The 16,750-nt window shown below is 70.5% G+C and carries 14 protein-coding genes; 8 read left to right on the forward strand and 6 right to left on the reverse strand.

Going from position 1 to position 16,750, the window contains the following annotated elements; all coding sequences use genetic code 11:
* Positions 1-137 precede the first annotated feature (137 nt).
* The 3 genes from ACGFK0_RS17925 to ACGFK0_RS17935 all read left to right on the forward strand — a co-directional run bounded on the left by ACGFK0_RS17925 (position 138) and on the right by ACGFK0_RS17935 (position 2,387).
* On the forward strand, positions 138-779 hold the full coding sequence (locus ACGFK0_RS17925; RefSeq protein WP_392906044.1) for a hypothetical protein: 642 nt from the start codon (positions 138-140) through the stop codon (positions 777-779).
* A 157-nt stretch (positions 780-936) separates the two neighbouring features.
* The gene (locus tag ACGFK0_RS17930; RefSeq protein ID WP_392906045.1) at positions 937-1,737 is read left to right on the forward strand and encodes a sensor histidine kinase; all 801 of its coding nucleotides are present in this window, start codon (positions 937-939) and stop codon (positions 1,735-1,737) included.
* The gene (locus tag ACGFK0_RS17935) at positions 1,734-2,387 is read left to right on the forward strand and encodes a response regulator (protein WP_392906046.1); all 654 of its coding nucleotides are present in this window, start codon (positions 1,734-1,736) and stop codon (positions 2,385-2,387) included. The genes ACGFK0_RS17930 and ACGFK0_RS17935 overlap by 4 nt, the downstream gene beginning before the upstream one ends.
* Positions 2,388-2,534: 147 nt before the next feature.
* Here the strand turns inward: ACGFK0_RS17935 and clpX are convergent, their stop codons facing one another.
* From clpX to tig, 4 genes are all read right to left on the reverse strand, one after another.
* Complete coding sequence (gene clpX / locus ACGFK0_RS17940; protein ID WP_392906047.1) at positions 2,535-3,809, reverse strand: ATP-dependent Clp protease ATP-binding subunit ClpX; 1,275 nt, start codon at positions 3,807-3,809, stop codon at positions 2,535-2,537.
* A 173-nt stretch (positions 3,810-3,982) separates the two neighbouring features.
* Entirely contained in the window at positions 3,983-4,645 is a 663-nt protein-coding gene (locus tag ACGFK0_RS17945; RefSeq protein WP_392906507.1) for an ATP-dependent Clp protease proteolytic subunit, read from the reverse strand.
* Between the two features lie 61 nt (positions 4,646-4,706).
* Positions 4,707-5,339 carry a ClpP family protease gene (locus ACGFK0_RS17950; protein WP_239067243.1) on the reverse strand — a complete coding sequence of 211 codons (633 nt, stop codon included), beginning with the start codon at positions 5,337-5,339 and terminating at the stop codon, positions 4,707-4,709.
* A gap of 294 nt (positions 5,340-5,633) precedes the next feature.
* On the reverse strand, positions 5,634-7,133 hold the full coding sequence (gene tig, locus ACGFK0_RS17955) for a trigger factor (protein WP_392906049.1): 1,500 nt from the start codon (positions 7,131-7,133) through the stop codon (positions 5,634-5,636).
* 321 nt (positions 7,134-7,454) lie between these two features.
* Between tig and ACGFK0_RS17960 the strand changes: the two genes are divergently transcribed.
* A complete protein-coding gene (locus ACGFK0_RS17960; RefSeq protein ID WP_392906050.1) occupies positions 7,455-8,660 on the forward strand; it encodes a hypothetical protein in 1,206 nt (401 codons plus the stop codon).
* Positions 8,661-8,746: 86 nt separating this feature from the next.
* Here ACGFK0_RS17960 and ACGFK0_RS17965 read toward each other — a convergent pair whose 3' ends face one another.
* Positions 8,747-11,341: a Tex family protein gene (locus tag ACGFK0_RS17965; protein WP_392906052.1), complete on the reverse strand. Its 2,595-nt coding sequence runs from the start codon at positions 11,339-11,341 to the stop codon at positions 8,747-8,749.
* Between the two features lie 265 nt (positions 11,342-11,606).
* Between ACGFK0_RS17965 and ACGFK0_RS17970 the strand changes: the two genes are divergently transcribed.
* Together ACGFK0_RS17970 and ACGFK0_RS17975 are read left to right on the forward strand one after the other, a co-directional pair.
* A complete protein-coding gene (locus ACGFK0_RS17970; protein ID WP_392906053.1) occupies positions 11,607-12,914 on the forward strand; it encodes a sensor histidine kinase in 1,308 nt (435 codons plus the stop codon).
* Entirely contained in the window at positions 12,866-13,510 is a 645-nt protein-coding gene (locus ACGFK0_RS17975; RefSeq protein ID WP_392906054.1) for a LuxR C-terminal-related transcriptional regulator, read from the forward strand. The genes ACGFK0_RS17970 and ACGFK0_RS17975 overlap by 49 nt, the downstream gene beginning before the upstream one ends.
* Before the next feature lie 31 nt (positions 13,511-13,541).
* Here the strand turns inward: ACGFK0_RS17975 and ACGFK0_RS17980 are convergent, their stop codons facing one another.
* Positions 13,542-13,961 carry a cupin domain-containing protein gene (locus tag ACGFK0_RS17980; protein WP_392906056.1) on the reverse strand — a complete coding sequence of 140 codons (420 nt, stop codon included), beginning with the start codon at positions 13,959-13,961 and terminating at the stop codon, positions 13,542-13,544.
* 61 nt (positions 13,962-14,022) lie between these two features.
* Here ACGFK0_RS17980 and ACGFK0_RS17985 point away from each other — a divergent pair, with 61 nt between their 5' ends.
* Both ACGFK0_RS17985 and ACGFK0_RS17990 read left to right on the forward strand, forming a co-directional pair.
* The gene (locus ACGFK0_RS17985) at positions 14,023-14,499 is read left to right on the forward strand and encodes a MarR family winged helix-turn-helix transcriptional regulator (RefSeq protein WP_392906058.1); all 477 of its coding nucleotides are present in this window, start codon (positions 14,023-14,025) and stop codon (positions 14,497-14,499) included.
* 193 nt (positions 14,500-14,692) lie between these two features.
* Complete coding sequence (locus ACGFK0_RS17990) at positions 14,693-16,525, forward strand: glycosyl hydrolase family 18 protein (RefSeq protein ID WP_392906059.1); 1,833 nt, start codon at positions 14,693-14,695, stop codon at positions 16,523-16,525.
* Positions 16,526-16,750: the final 225 nt, after the last annotated feature.

Genomic DNA, 16,750 nt, shown 5'->3' on the forward strand with positions numbered 1-16,750 from the left:
GCATCAGGACGAGGAGTCTCATGAGTGGCTGGAACCCCCCGCCCGCCCATCCGCCCGGTGGGCCCGGACCCCAGGGACCGTTCGGACCACCGCCCGGCCCGCCCGGACCACCGCCGTACGGCGGGGCGGGACCGGTCATGCCCGGCAGGCCGCCGGGCGCCCCGCGGCGCAAGCGCGGCCCCGGCTGCGTGATCGGGCTGCTGGCCGGCGCGTTCGTGCTGGTGCTGGTGCTCGCCGTCGGCGGGTTCGCCGTCTATCTCGCGGGCACGAGCCACGAACTCTCCACTCCGCGGACGGCGGGTGGAATGACCCTCGACAACAGGTATGACAAGGGGGCGGACGACCTCGCCGACACCCTGCGCGGGGCGATCCGCAGCACCACGCGCCCCTCGGGCTCCGACTGGGCGGACGGCGTCTACCGGGACGGCGACCTGGCGTTCCTGTTCATCGGGTTCAGCGGCTCCTACGACCGGGACAACGTCATCAGCCAGCTGGACTTCCACCTGCGCCACGCGCTCAGCACGCCCAGCGTCCGCGTCACCACCAGGCTCTGGGAGATCGACGACCCGGGCGGGGACGGAACGGGGTTCTGCGGGCGCGTGACCGCGGCGGCGAAGAGCACCTACGCGTACTCCTCGGTCTGCGGGTGGGCGACCAGGACGACGTTCGCACTGGTGGTCCCGGCCGGCAACTACACCAAGAGCAACGAGCCACGGGAGTACAAGGTCTCCGGGCTCCAGCGCGTGATGCGCGCCGTGCGCGCGGACGTGGAGGACTGACCGGTGCGGAGAGGCGCCGGACGCCCCCTTCCACGCGCCTCACCCAGAGAGCGTTTTCCCGCCGCGGTCGGGACACAGGTCACCTGACACCGGGTCGCCCCGCCGGAAAGGGTGACGGTGAACACCCGCGACGGCGGGGCGAAAGGAGAGGGACGGGATGCGAGCGGTCCTGGCACGCGCCGCCGTGCTTGCCGGCGCGTTCACCGCGGGGGCCGTGGCGGCACGTGCCGCGACCATCCCTCACCTCCGCAGCCTCACCGCCGACCTGCAGCGCTCCCGGGAGCGGATCCTCGCCAGCCGGGAGGAGGAGCGGCGGCGGCTGCGGCACGACCTGCACGACGGGCTCGGGCCGACACTGGCCAGCCTCGCGATGTCGCTGGACGCGGCGCGCATCACGCTGGCCGGAGAGCCGGAGCGGATGGAGCCGCTGCTGTCCGACGTCCGGGACCGGCTGGCGACGGCCGTCGGGGAGATCCGCGACCTCGCGCACGGGCTGCGCCCGCCCGCCCTGGACGACCTCGGGCTCGTCGCCGCCATCGAGTCGTTCGCCGGAGGCTGCTGCGAACGGGTGGACGTGCGGTTCGACGGCGAGCATCTGGAACTGCCGGCGGCGGTGGAGGTGGCGGCGTACCGGATCGTCCAGGAGGCGCTGACGAACGTCCGGCTGCACGCCCCCGGCAGCACCGCGACGGTCCGGCTGTCCCGCGACACCGACTTGCGGCTCGTGGTCGCCGACACCGGGCCGGGCCTGCCCGACCTGGCCCGCAACGGCGGCCAGCCGAGGTCGCGCCGCGGCATGGCCGCGATGAAGGAATGGGCGGCGGAGCTCGGCGGCAGCTGCTCGATCACGTCCCGGAGCGGCGGCGGGACCGTCGTCTCGGTCCGGCTTCCGCTCGCCGCCGCGGAGACCGCCGCCGGGTACGATCGTCCTTCGACCGGAAGAGGCGGACGCAGATGACGGAGAACATCCGGGTTCTCATCACCGACGACCACCCGGTGTTCAGGCAGGGCCTGAAGGGGCTGCTGCAGGCGCTGGGCGTGGAGGTCGTCGGCGAGGCCGAGAACGGGCCGGCGGCGGTGCGGCTCTCCGCCGAACTGCAGCCCGACGTCGTCGTGATGGACCTGCACATGCCGGGCGGCAACGGCATCGAGGCCACCCGGACGATCACCCGGACCAGCCCGCGCATCGGCGTGCTGGTGCTGACGATGTTCCGCGACGACGACTCGGTCTTCGCGGCGATGCGCGCCGGCGCCCGCGGCTACCTGCTGAAGGAGTCGGGCGCCGAGGAGATCGCCCGCGCCGTGCGGGCCGTCGCGGCGGGCGAGGCCATCTACGGGCCCGAGATCGCCCGCCGCGTGCTGACCTACTTCACCGACATGCCCGACCCGCGTCAGGCCGCGTTCCCGGAGCTGACCGAGCGGGAACGGGAGGTCCTCGAACTGATCGCGCAGGGCCGCAGCAACACCGAGATCGCCGGGACGCTGTTCCTCAGCCCCAAGACCGTCCGCAACCACGTCTCGAACATCTTCATGAAGCTGCACGTCGCGGACCGCGCGCAGGCCATCGTCGTCGCGCGCGAGGCCGGTCTCGGCGAATCCGCGCGTTGACCGCGGTGACGGCCCGCCGCGCTTGCGTGCATGGCTGAGGCCGCTTCACCAAGTATTCGCCGCCCCGCGGACGCGTGACGCGTGGACGCGTGGCGTGGCGTGGAACACGCGAACGCCCCCGCGGCCGGGGGCGTTCGGGTGCTCTGTTCAGGCGCTCTTCTCCCGCGGCTCACGCTTGGGGCGGTCGCGGGGGACGAGCGTCGGGTTGACGTGCTCCAGGACCGCCTCGCGGGTGATGACGACGCGGGCGACGTCCTGCCGGCTCGGCACCTCGTACATCACCGACAGGAGCACTTCCTCCATGATGGCGCGCAGGCCGCGCGCGCCGGTACCGCGCAGGATCGCCTGGTCGGCGATCGCCTCCAGCGCGTCGTCGGTGAACTCGAGGTCGACGCCGTCGAGTTCGAAGAGGCGGTGGTACTGGCGCACCAGCGCGTTCTTCGGCTCGGTGAGGATGTTGATCAGGGCCTCGCGGTCGAGGTTGTGCACCGAGGTGATCACCGGGAGCCGGCCGATGAACTCCGGGATCAACCCGAACTTCAGCAGGTCCTCGGGCATCACCTCGCCGAACACCGCCGACGACTCCTCGAAGTCGGACTTGGAGCGGATCTGTGCACCGAAGCCCATGCCCTGCTTGCCGACCCGGGACTCGACGATCTTCTCCAGGCCGGCGAACGCGCCGCCGCAGATGAACAGCACGTTGGTGGTGTCGATCTGGATGAACTCCTGGTGCGGGTGCTTGCGGCCGCCCTGCGGCGGGACGCTCGCGGTGGTGCCCTCCAGGATCTTCAGCAGGGCCTGCTGGACGCCCTCGCCCGAGACGTCCCGCGTGATCGAGGGGTTCTCGCTCTTGCGGGCGACCTTGTCGACCTCGTCGATGTAGATGATCCCGGTCTCGGCCTTCTTGACGTCATAGTCGGCCGCCTGGATCAGCTTGAGGAGGATGTTCTCGACGTCCTCCCCCACATATCCGGCCTCCGTCAACGCCGTGGCGTCCGCGATGGCGAACGGGACGTTGAGGAGCTTGGCGAGCGTCTGCGCGAGGAGCGTCTTGCCCGATCCGGTGGGGCCCAGCAGCAGGATGTTGGACTTGCCGATCTCGACCGGTTCGTCCCTGCCGGTGTCGCCCGACTGGATCCGCTTGTAGTGGTTGTAGACGGCGACGGACAGCGCCTTCTTCGCCGTGTCCTGCCCGATGACGTAGGAGTCCAGGAACTCGTAGATCTCCCGCGGCTTGGGCAGGCTGTCCCACTTGAGGTCGGAGGTCTCGGAGAGCTCCTCCTCGATGATCTCGTTGCAGAGATCGATGCACTCGTCGCAGATGTACACGCCCGGACCCGCGATGAGCTTTTTGACCTGCTTCTGGCTCTTACCGCAGAACGAGCATTTCAGCAGATCACCACCGTCGCCGATGCGTGCCACCCAACTGTCTCCTTTTCGTGGGGCCGCCCGCCTTGGAGGATGCGGCGCAGCTCGGTTGCGTCCCGAAGGCTCTCGACGTTGGACTCGACGTTACCGCCTCCAACGGACTTGGAAAGCCCCTCGCCCGGAAGTGTGGCGGCCGGGCTCGGGGATCTCCGTGTCCTCGTGTCGTCTCAGGACGACACTACCTCGGCCTTGCGCTTCCTGCTGGCGAAGACGTCGTCGATGAGACCGTAGTCCTTCGCCTCGTCCGCCGTGAGGATCTTGTCGCGTTCGATGTCCTTGCGGACCTCGTCCATGCTCCTGCCGCTGTGCTCGGCAAGGATGCTCTCCAGCAGCTCGCGGATCCGCATGATCTCGCGCGCCTGGATCTCAATGTCGCTGGACTGGCCGTAGGTGCCCTCGGTCGCGGGCTGGTGGATCAGGATCCGCGAGTTGGGCAGCGCGGCCCGCTTGCCCGGCGTCCCGGCCGCGAGCAGCACCGCGGCGGCCGAGGCGGCCTGGCCGATGCAGACGGTCTGGATGTCGGGCTTGACGAACTGCATCGTGTCGTAGATCGCCGTCATGGCGGTGAACGAGCCGCCGGGCGAGTTGATGTAGATGCTGATGTCGCGGTCGGGGTCGATCGACTCCAGCGTGATCAGCTGGGCCATCACGTCGTTCGCGGACGCGTCGTCGATCTGCACGCCGAGGAAGATGATCCGCTCCTCGAACAGCTTGTTGTACGGGTTCATCTCCTTGACCCCGTACGTGGTGCGCTCGACGAACGACGGAATGATGTAGCGGCTCTGCGCCGGAGCCGGGGAGCCGCCCGCCTGGACGCCGGGCCGGACCAGATCGCTGAAGCCGGGTCGGTTGAGATCGCTCACTGTGTGCCTCCGATAAGTGAACAGGTCGTCAGGAGACGGTGCCCTCGGAGGGCACCTGGGTGGCACTGAGCACCACGTGGTCCACCAGCCCGTAGTCCTTGGCCTCGTCGGCGGTGAACCAGCGGTCGCGGTCGGAGTCGCGCTCGATCTGCTCGAGCGACTGGCCGGTGTGTTCGGCGATCTTCTCGGCGAGCGTCTTCTTGACGTAGAGCATCTGCTCTGCCTGGATCTTGATGTCGGAGGCCGTGCCGCCGATGCCGCCGGACGGCTGGTGCATCATGATGCGCGCGTGCGGCAGGGCGTAGCGCTTACCCGTCGTCCCGGCGCACAGCAGGAACTGGCCCATCGAGGCGGCCAGGCCCATGCCCACCGTGACGATGTCGTTCGGGACGTACTTCATGATGTCGTAGATCGCCATGCCGGCGGTGACGGAACCACCGGGCGAGTTGATGTAGAGCGTGATGTCGCGCCGGCCGTCCTCGGCCGACAGCAGCAGGAGCTCGGCGCAGATGCGGTTGGCGATATCGTCGTCGACCTGCTGGCCGAGAAAGACGATCCGCTCGCGCAGCAGCCGCTGGAACAGCTGGTCGCCCAGAGGCGACAGGGGCGCCTCGGCGACCCGCGCCTGGATCCGCGACGACTCGTCGAAAGTCGGAGGCATGCTCACCGGTGTTCCTCCGGTCCTTTTTAATCGGTTCGGATGTTTGGACATTAACGCGCGCACGGGCCCGCTTAAGCCCGGGGGGCCGCCTTTTCGCCAGGGGCGTACCCGCGCGGCGCCGGACGCCTCCCGACACTCCCGGCGATCTTCATGAAGGCGGCATCCCCCCGGGGACGCCTCCCACACCCGTTTCGCTCCGCCCCGCACCCCGGTTCTCCGCACTCAAAGCGGACGCCCCGCACCCGGTGACCGGATGCGGGGCGTGCCCGATGCTCAGAGAACGTCCAGGAGGTGCTAGGAGTCCTTGTCCTGCGCGTCCTTCGCCTCAGCGGCCGGAGCCTCCTCAGCAGCGTCCTCAGCCGTCTGCGCGGGCGCCTCCCCGGCGTCCTCGACGGTCTCGGCGTCCTCGGCCGTCTGGGCGTCCTCGGCCGTCTCGGCGTCCTCGGCCTGGACGGTCTCGCCCGTCTCGCCGTTCAGCTCCCGCTGCACGGCCTCGACGTCGATCTCGTTGCCGGACTCGTCCTTGACGGCGACGTGCTCGACGACGAGGTTCAGCGCCTTGCTGCGCAGCACCTCGGAGACGATCGCCGGAAGCTGGTTGTTCTGGGTGAGGTACTCGGCGAGCTGCTGCGGCTGCACGCCCATCTGCATCGCCTGGGTGACGACGTACTCGCTGAGCTCCTCGTTCTCGACGGTCAGCTCCTCCTGGACGGCGAGCTGGTCGAGCACGAACCCGCCCTTGACCGCGAGCCGGGCGGCGTCGGCGACCTCGGTGTCGAACTCCTCCGCGGTCTTCTCCTCGCCGGAGAGGTAGTCGTCCTTGGTCATGCCCGCCATCTGCAGCTGCTGCTCCAGCTGCTGGTTGCGGCGGTCGATCTCCTCCTCCACGACCTTGTCGGGAAGCGGGATCTCGACCTTCTCCAGCAGCGCCTCGAGGGCCTTGTCGCGCGCCTCGGACAGCTGCTGCATCTTCACCTGCCGGCCGAGCCGCGTCCGGACGTCGTCGCGGAGCTCGCCGATGGTGTCGAACTCGCTGGCGAGCTGGGCGAACTCGTCGTCCAGGTCGGGCAGGTTCTTCACCTTGACGCCCTGCACGGTGGCGGTGATCTCGGCCTCCTCGCCGGCGTGCTCACCGCCGGTCAGGGTGCCCGTGAACGTCTTGTCCTCGCCGGCGGCCAGGCCGATGAGCGCCTCGTCCAGGCCCTCGATGGCCGACTTGCTGCCGACCTCGTAGGAGTAGCCGCTGGTCGAGGCGTCCTCGATCTCCTCGCCGTCGATCTTCGCGACCAGGTCGACGGTGGCGAAGTCGCCCTCCTCGACGGCCCGCTCGGCGTTGGTGAGGGACGCGAACCGCTCGCGCAGGTTGTCGATCGTCTCGTCGACCTGCTCGTCGGTGACCTCGGCGTCGTCCACCACGACCTCGAGGCCGTCGTAGTCGGGCACCTCGAACTTCGGCCGGATGTCGACCTCGGCGGTGAACGCGAACTGGGTGCCGTCCTCCAGCTCGGTCACCTCGACGTCGGGCTGCCCGAGCACGAAGATCTCGGACTCCTCGACGGCGCGGCCGTACAGCTCGGGAAGCGCGTCGTTGACCGCCTCCTGCAGAACCGCACCCCGGCCGACGTACTTGTCGATCAGCGGGGCGGGGACCTTGCCGGGCCGGAAGCCCTTGATCCGCACCTGCTGCGAGATCTCCTTGTACGCCTTGTCGAGGTTCGGCTTGAGCTCGTCGAACGGAACCTCGACGGTGAGCTTGACCCTCGTGGGGGTCAGCTCCTCGACATCGGTCTTCACTGGGGTAGGTCTCCTTGATCGGGCGCTGTCTCGGCCGCGGCGTTCGACGCGTACTTCTTCCTGCCTGCGAGCTTGTTGCCTGCGAGTCCTCGGACTGCACGCCTACGGGCCCGGTACCCGGTCCGTCTGCGTCGTCACTCAGCCGGTCAGTCTCTCAGCGGCGCGGGCACGCCGAATACGGCTCCGCGCCTTCGCGCGGCCAAGTCTATGGGGTAGCGGAGCCGTGTGCGGACATCGGACGCCCGCAAGACAGGCGAACCCGCGTCAACGTTCCCGCACGGGCAGTGACATAACGCATCGGAAGGCCCATACTCGTCCGGGATGAACGGGATAGCTGCGGCCTTCAGTGCCACCGGGCTCTACTACCTCGGGTTCGCCGTCTTCAAATTGGCCGCGGACCGGATGGCCCCTCTCCGGGGCAACCGCATCATGCACATGATCTGGACGATCGTCACCAACTGGATCTTCCTGATTGCTCTCACGATCGTGCTCGGCGGGCTCGGCCTGCAGATCCTCGCGCTGAGCATGCTGCCGTTGTCGACCGCCGTGCCGATCTTCATGTCCGGCATGGTCCCGCTGCTGCTGATCGCGCTGGTGTTCTTCGGAGAGCGGCTCACCGCGCGCGAGTGGCTGAGCGTGGTGCTGATCGGCGCGGCGATCCTGCTGCTCACCGCGTCGCTCAGCGGGGACGAGCCGATCGGCTCGGCGGACGCGCCGCTGTGGAAGATCGCGGTGGCGGTCGCCCCGGCGGTGCTCGTGCCGCTGCTGATCCTGGTGCTCGGCGACTACCGGCCGGACGGCCGGCACGCCCGCCCGGTCACCGGGATCGCCTACGGGCTCGGCTCGGGCTTCCCGGTCGGCACCGCCGAGCTGGCGATCAAGGGGTGGAGCGACCACGCGGACGCCACCAGCCTGCGGATCGCGCTGACGCCGTGGCCGTATCTGACGGTGATCGCGGCGGCCATCGGGTTCGGGATCATGGTCATGGCGTTCCAGCGCTGCCGGGTGTCGATCGTGGCCACCGTGATGACGGTCAGCGCCAAGACGTACCTGCTGGCGATGGGCACGTTCATGTACGAGGAGGCCTGGCCGCAGGACGGGGCCTACTCCGCGATGCGGCTGGGCGCGCTGACGCTGGGCGCGATCGCCGTCCTGCAGTTCCCCCGGCACAGGCCCGTCGAAGGTGAGCCCCGCGACTCCCGGGAGGACCTGTCCTCCGCGCACGACCCGTTCGGCGGTTTCGTGCAGGGCGGGCCGGCACTCGGGGGGCCGCAGCTCCGCCATGCCGACCAGCCGTTCCCCGGACATGCCGACCAGCCGTTCCCCCACCTCAGGGAGCGGGCCGAGGACGGGACGCCGCTCCTGTCGGCACCGCCGCAGCGTTCGCCGTACGCGCAGGACCCGCTCGGCCAGGGCCCCTACGACCGGCCGCCGGGAGCGGAGCCGCGGCCGCCGCGTCGTCCCGTCCGCCCGGAGAGCCCCACGGAGACGGGTACCGACGGACGCTGGCGCGGCTTCGGCAACTGACCGGCGGCGCCCCCGGTCCCGCCCGTCCGACGTTCGCTTGCGGCGTGTCGCCCTTTCGTGGGCCGATGAGGGCGACACGCCGCAGCTCAACGGTTCTTGCGGTCCTTGGCGGGGAGACCCTTGTCCAGCCCTGCGCGGCGGAGGGCGTCGGCCATGGCACCGCCGCCGGAGGCGTCGCCGCCTCCCTGGCCGCCTCGTCCGCCTCCGCCTTGCCCGCCGCGTCCACCGCCCTGACCTCCGCGCTGGCCGCCCTGCCCACCGCCCTGCCCACCGCCTTGCCCGCCGCGTTGGCCACCGCCTTGCCCGCCGCGTGGGCCACCGCCTTGCCCGCCGCGTCCGCCGCCGCGGTTCTGGCGGCCGCCTCGGTCGCGCTGCTCGCCGCGTCCGCCGCCGCCCTGCCGGTCACGACCCTGCCGGTCGCCGCCTTGCCTGTCACCACCGGGCCCGTCACCACCGGGCTCGTCGTCCAGCCGTAGCGTGAGCGAGATGCGCTTGCGCTGCAGGTCGACGTCCAGGACCTTGACGCGGACGATGTCGCCGGGCTTGGCGACATCGCGCGGATCGGACACGAACTTGTCGGACATCGCGGAGATGTGGACGAGCCCGTCCTGGTGGACGCCGACGTCCACGAACGCGCCGAACGCGGCGACGTTGGTGACGACGCCCTCCAGGATCATGCCGGGCTCGAGGTCTCCGAGCTTGTCGACGCCCTCCTTGAACGTGGCGGTCTTGAACGCCGGGCGCGGGTCGCGGCCGGGCTTCTCCAGTTCGGCGAAGATGTCGGTGACGGTCGGCAACCCGAACGTGCCGTCGACGAAGTCCGCGGGCTTCAGCGAGCGCAGCGCGGCGCTGTTGCCGACGAGCGCCTTGATGTCGTTGCCCGCCGCGTCCAGGATCCGGCGGACGACCGGGTACGACTCCGGGTGCACGCTGGAGGCGTCGAGCGGGTCGTCCCCGCCGGGGATGCGCAGGAAGCCCGCGCACTGCTCGAACGCCTTCGGGCCGAGCCGCGGGACGTCCTTCAGCCCGCCGCGGGTCCGGAACGGGCCGTTGGCGTCGCGGTGGGCGACGATGTTCTCCGCGAGCCCGTCGCCGATGCCCGACACGCGGGTGAGCAGCGGCGCGGACGCGGTGTTGACGTCGACGCCGACGGCGTTCACGCAGTCCTCGACGACGGCGTCGAGCGACCGGGACAGCTTCACCTCGGAGATGTCGTGCTGGTACTGGCCGACGCCGATCGACTTCGGGTCGATCTTGACCAGTTCGGCGAGCGGGTCCTGGAGCCGGCGGGCGATGGAGACGGCGCCGCGCAGCGACACGTCCATGCCGGGCAGTTCGCGGCCGGCGTATTCGGAGGCCGAGTACACCGACGCGCCGGCCTCCGACACCATGATCTTGGTGAGCTTGAGGTCGGGGTACCGGGCGATGAGGTCGGCGGCGAGCTTGTCGGTCTCCCGGGACGCGGTTCCGTTGCCGATGGAGACGAGGTCGACCTTGTGCTCGCGGGCGAGGCGGGCGAGCGTCTCGATCGACTCGTCCCACTTCCGGCGCGGTTCGTGGGGATAGATCGTGTCGGTGGCGACGACCTTGCCCGTGGAGTCGACGACGGCGACCTTGACGCCGGTGCGCAGGCCGGGGTCCAGGCCCATCGTCGAGCGGGTCCCGGCGGGCGCGGCGAGAAGCAGGTCGCGCAGGTTCGCGGCGAACACGCGGACCGCCTCGTCCTCCGCCTCCTGCCGGAGCCGGGTGCGCATGTCGATGCCGAGGTGGACGAGGATGCGGGTGCGCCACGCCCAGCGGACGGCGTCCGACAGCCACTTGTCGGCCGGACGGCCCTGGTCGGTGATCTGGAACCGGCGCGCGATCTCCACCTCGTAGGAGCTGCGGGCGCCTTCCTGGGGGGCCTCCTCGGGCTCCAGGTCGAGGTCGAGGACCTCTTCCTTCTCGCCGCGGAACAGTGCGAGGACGCGGTGCGAGGGCAGCCTCGTGAACGGCTCGGCGAACTCGAAGTAGTCGGAGAACTTCGCGCCCGCCTCCTGCTTGCCGTCCCGGACCCGTGAGACCACCCGGCCCCGGTTCCACATGCGTTCGCGGAGGGCGCCGATGAGGTCGGCGTCCTCCGCGAAACGCTCGACGAGGATGGCCCGCGCGCCCTCCAGCGCGGCGGCCGCGTCGGCGATGCCCTTGTCCGCGTCCACGTAGTCGCCGGCGGCGGCCTGCGGATCGTGGGACGGGTCGTCCAGCAGCAGGCCGGCGAGCGGTTCGAGGCCGGCCTCACGGGCGATCTGCGCCTTGGTGCGCCGCTTCGGCTTGTACGGGAGGTAGATGTCCTCCAGCCGCGCCTTGGAGTCGGCCGCCGTGATCTGGGCTTTGAGCGCGTCGTCGAGCTTGCCCTGCGACTCGATCGAATCCAGGATCGCGGCGCGGCGCTCGTCCAGCTCGCGCAGGTAGCGCAGCCGCTCCTCCAGCGCGCGCAGCTGCGCGTCGTCGAGGGTGCCGGTCGCCTCCTTGCGGTAGCGGGCGATGAACGGGACGGTCGCCCCGCCGTCGAGCAGGTCCACCGCGACCCGCACCTGTCCCTCGCCGACGCCGATCTCCTCGGCGATGCGCTGGGTGATGGGCCGGACCGCGGGCTCGGTGCCCTGCTGGCCGGTGGACGTCTGGCTGGTGGTCGCTGTCACAGCTTGGATTCGCTTTCTCCCCTGGATGTCAGCGTGCATTGTCCAGGGAACGGGCCTCGTTGTCTTGTCACCGCGTTGTCTTGTTACCGCGTTGTCTTGTTTCCGCTCGATGACCGCCGAGCACGTGGGTGCGCTGGGGGCAGGGTAGGTCTAAGCCCCCTGCATCCGCCCGCGAAAGTGGGCCTAGCACCACCGAGCCCTGGACCGGGGCAGACCACAATGAGGGAGTCGGGATCTACCGGATGGAACGCCCACGGAGGACCAGGTGAGTGAACGCCAGCACGTCGTCGAGCTACTCGCAGAGTATGCGCGGCGTGTCCTCACGAGCTTCATCCGCGGGGTCGTCCAGATCGTGCTGGCGTTCACCGTGAACCTGCCGCTGTTCATCCTCGCGGTGTTGTCGCTGGTGTTCATCCCGCTGGGCGTGGGAGTCGTGCTGACACCCGTCGCGTTCCAGGCGATCCGCACGATCGCCGACCGGCAGCGGGCCTGGGCGGCCGAATGGTCGGGCGTGCGGATCGCCGTCCCGTACCGGCCGGAACCGCCGGGCGTGCTCGGCCCGTTCGCGCGGCTGCGGTGGCTGCTGGCGGACCCGGCGTCGTGGCGCGACCTCCTGTGGACGTTCGTGAACATCCCGGTCGCGCTCGTCCTCGGGGTCCTGGCGGGCGGTCTGGCGGTGTACGGGCTGGAGGGCGTGTTCGTCGCGCCGTGGATCGCGTTGTTCGGGAACTTCGGCTGGGGCCCGTTCTGGACGCTGGACGACTACGGGCTGCTCGGCTTCGCCGGCCCGATCGTCCTCGGGGCCGGGATGGTGGCGGCGTCCGTCCCGCTGGGGCCGGTGTTCCTGAAGGCGCACGCGCTGTTCGGCCGGGCGCTGCTCGCACCGACGCGGGGCGCGCTGACCGAGCGCGTCCAGCGGCTCACCGAGACGCGTTCGGAGACGGTGGACGCGTCCGCCGCCGAGCTGCGCCGCATCGAGCGGGACCTGCATGACGGCGCGCAGGCCCGGCTGGTCGCGCTGAGCATGAACATCGGGCTCGCCGAAGAGATGATGAAGCACGATCCGGAGACCGCGCAGCAGCTGCTGGCCGAGGCCCGCGCCGCCAGCGGGACGGCCCTCACCGAGCTGCGCGACCTGGTCCGCGGCATCCATCCGCCGGTCCTGGCCGAGCGCGGTCTGGACGGTGCCGTCCGGGCGCTGGCGCTGACCCTGCCGCTGCCCGTGGACGTCCGGATCGACCTGCGGGGGCGTCCGGACGCCCCCGTCGAGTCGGCGGCGTACTTCGCGGTCGCGGAGATGCTCGCCAACGTGGTCAAGCATTCGGGCGCGCGGCGGGCGTGGCTCCAGATCGAGCATTCGGACGGCCGGCTGCTCACGATCATCGGGGACGACGGGACGGGCGGCGCCGATCCGGCGCGGGGCTCCGGCATGCGCGGCATCGAGCGCCGGCTCGCGGCCTTCGATGGGACGATGGCCGTGACGAGCCCGCCCGGCGGGCCGACCGTCGTGACCATGGAGCTGCCGTGCGCGTTGTCATCGCCGAAGATCTCGCCCTCCTCAGAGACGGGCTGATCCGCCTTCTCGGGGCGTTCGGGTTCGAGGTCGTCGAGGCCGTCGACAACGGCCCGTCGCTGCTGCGGGCGCTCACCACGCACCGTCCGGACGTGGCGGTCGTGGACGTGCGGCTCCCGCCGACGTTCACCGACGAGGGCCTGAGGGCGGCGCTGGAGGCGCGCCGGGAGCTCCCCGGGCTGCCGGTGCTGGTGCTGTCGCAGCACGTGGAGCAGTTGTACGCGCGGGAGCTGCTGTCCGACAGCACGGGCGGCATCGGCTACCTGCTGAAGGACCGGGTGTCGGACGTCAAGGTCTTCGTGGAGGCGGTGCGCCGGGTCGCGGGCGGCGGCACCGCCCTGGACCCGGACGTCGTGGCGCAGCTGCTGACCCGGCACGCCCGCGAGGAGCCGCTGCAGCAGCTGACCCCCCGCGAGCGCGAGGTGCTCGGGCTGATGGCCGAGGGCCGCTCGAACGCGGCGATCGCCGGGAAGCTGTTCGTCACCGAGAAGGCGGTCAGCAAGCACACCAACGGCATCTTCGGCAAGCTCGGGCTGCCGCAGTCCGAGGACGACAACCGGCGGGTCCTCGCCGTCCTCGCCTACCTGGGCGCCTGACGGCTTGCCCCAGCGGCCAGGGCCCGCCGGGTCACCGCGCCCAGGGCGGGACGATCCGCTCGTCGCCCTGGGGTGCGATCTCGCATTTGGAGTCGTCGACGACCTCGTCCGGGTCGTAGGCGAGGCAGCCCGCGTGGGCGGCGACGACGGCGGTGAACCCGGCGTCGGGCGGCGAGGTCATCTGGCGCGGCGTGTCGGCGGGCAGGACGACGGTGTCGCCGGGGCCCGCCTCCAGCTTGCGCCCGTCCAGGTCGATGGTGGCGGTGCCTTCCAGGAACGTCCAGACCTGCTCGGTGTCGAAGGCGTGCAGCGGGCCGGTCCTGCCGGGCGCCATGTCGACGCGCCAGACGGCGAGGCCCCGCGTGCCGCCCTGGGTGGGCGTCGCGAACGTGGTCATGGTGCCGTTGGGCGTGTCGGTGCGACGGCTTTCGGCGTCGTGGATGAGCGTCATGAGTCCCGATCCCCTAGATTAGACAATGTGGTTGTCCATATAGTCAATGAGGTTGTCTTCTATGTCAAGTGACGGCGACGCCCCGGGGTTCGAGCTGCCGCTGCGGCTCTTCCTCGCCTTCCGGGTGATCATCGATGAGCTGCACACCGAACTGGCCGCCCAGGGACATCCCGACATGCGCCCGCTGCACGGCTTCGTGTTCCAGGCGATCGGCCCGGACGGCACGACGGCGGTGGAGCTCGGCCGCCGGCTCGGGGTGTCCAAGCAGGCCGCGGGCAAGATGATCGAGTCGCTGGAGCGGATCGGCTATGTCGAGCGCACCGCCGACCCGTCCGACGCCCGGCGCAAGATCGTCCGGCTGACGGCGCGGGGCACGGACTCCCTGGACCGGTCCGCGCGGATCTTCGACCGGATCCGGGACGACTGGGTGCGGCGGCTGGGCGCCGGCCGCGTCCGCGCGATGGAGCACGACCTCCGGCAGGTCACGCCCGCCGACCTGTGGCGGCTGGACTTCCCCGGCTGGTTCGGGACGCCCTGAAGATTCTTTCCGGAACGTCCGCCCGTATGTGCCCAGGCAGCCGCTTAGACCACCGTTTCCCTCGATCACGGGCCGTCCCGAACCCCTTGAACGCGCCGTTCCACCCGGTTACCATCTGGCCAATTCTTAGGAAACTTTCCTAAGAATTGCGCGGGGATTCCTGTTTGCTCGGGGGCCGATCGAACGGAGAATCATGTCAGGACCGGGCGGACGGCGGGCCATGGCGCTCGCCGGCGCGACATCACTGGCGGTGGCCACCGCCCTGCTCACGGCGCCACCCGCGTCGTCGGCCGGGACGGTCACCGCCACCTGTACCAAGACCCAGGACTGGGGCACGGGCTTCGGCGGCACGTGCACGATCACCAACGGGACGGACGCGTCCCTGAACGGCTGGACCATCGAGGCCGACATGCCGTCCGGGACGGCCGTGACCTCGGTGTGGGACGCGACGAAGAGCGTCTCCGGCGACCACTACACGTTCACCAACGCCGGCTGGAACGGGACTCTCGCCGCGGGCGCCACGGCCGGCTTCGGGTTCAACGGGACCGGGCCCGGCTGGTTCACCGGCTGCACGGTCAACGGCGCTGCCTGCGACGGCTCCGGCGGACCCGGCGACGACAGCGAGGCTCCCGCCGCCCCGTCAGGTCTGCGGTCCACCGGCGCGACCGCCACGAGCGTCTCGCTGGCGTGGAACGCGTCGACCGACAACGTCGGCGTCACCGGCTACGACGTCTACCGGGGCGCCACGAAGGCCGCCTCGGTGACCGGCACCACCGCCACCGTCGGCGGGCTGTCGGCCGGCACCGGCTACAGCTTCACCGTCAAGGCCCGCGACGCCGCCGGGAACAGCTCCCCCGCGTCCGCCCCCGTCTCGGTCACCACCGACGAGGACGGCGGCGGCCCCGGGAACGGCGGCGGGAAGGTCATCGGATACTTCGCCGAGTGGGGCGTCTACCAGCGCAACTACCACGTCAAGAACATCGAGACGAGCGGCTCCGCCGACAAGCTCACCCACATCAACTACGCGTTCGGCAACGTCCAGGGCGGCAAGTGCACCATCGGCGACGCCTACGCCGCCACCGACAAGGCCTACACCGCCGACCAGAGCGTCGACGGCGTCGCCGACACCTGGGACCAGCCGCTGCGCGGCAACTTCAACCAGCTCCGCAAGCTGAAGAAGCTGCACCCGGACCTGAAGGTGATCTGGTCGTTCGGCGGCTGGACGTGGTCCGGCGGCTTCGGCCAGGCCGCGCAGAACCCGGCCGCGTTCGCCGAGTCCTGCTACAACCTGGTCGAGGACCCGCACTGGGCGGACGTGTTCGACGGCATCGACATCGACTGGGAATACCCGAACGCCTGCGGCCTCACCTGCGACACCAGTGGCCCGCAGGCGCTGGAGAACCTGCTGTCGGCGCTGCGCTCCAAGTTCGGCTCGAACAACCTCGTGACGGCCGCGATCACCGCCGACGCCAGTCCAGGCGGAAAGATGGACGCGACCGACTACGCCGGCGCCGCCCGGTACGTCGACTGGTACATGCCCATGACCTATGACTACTTCGGCGCCTGGGCCGCCCAGGGACCGACGGCACCGCACTCGCCGCTGACGTCCTACCCGGGTATCCCGCAGCAGGGCTTCAACTCCGCCGACACCATCGCCAAGCTGAAGTCGAAGGGCATCCCGGCGGGCAAGCTGCTGCTGGGCATCGGCTTCTATGGCCGCGGCTGGACGGGCGTCACCCAGTCCGAGCCGGGCGGGACCGCGACGGGCGCCGCACCCGGCACCTACGAGGCCGGCATCGAGGACTACAAGGTCCTCAAGGGCAGATGTCCCGCGACCGGCACCGTCGCCGGCACCGCCTACGCCAAGTGCGGCAGCCAGTGGTGGAGCTACGACACGCCGTCCACCATCGGCGGGAAGATGGCCTACGCCCAGGACGAGGGCTTGGCGGGCGCCTTCTTCTGGGAGCTCAGCGGCGACACCTCGAACGGTGAGCTGATCGCCGCGATCAAGAACGGTCTCGGCTGAGCCGTTCGCCCGGGGGACCTCCCAGCCCCCTCAGGCAGCCGAGACATCGGGCCCCTGACCACCTTGGACGCCGGTCAGGGGCCCGTTCCATGCGTTGCGGGCGAAGACACGAGGATGGTGAGACGGTTGTTCGCCCGACGACGTTTGGAGCTCCCTTGCACGACCGGACGCTGGGCAAGACGTACCGGCATCCGGTGAGGTTCGGTGGGACGTGCATGGGGACGA

The organism is Spirillospora sp. NPDC048823, from assembly GCF_043198445.1.
Lineage (GTDB): Bacteria > Actinomycetota > Actinomycetes > Streptosporangiales > Streptosporangiaceae > Spirillospora.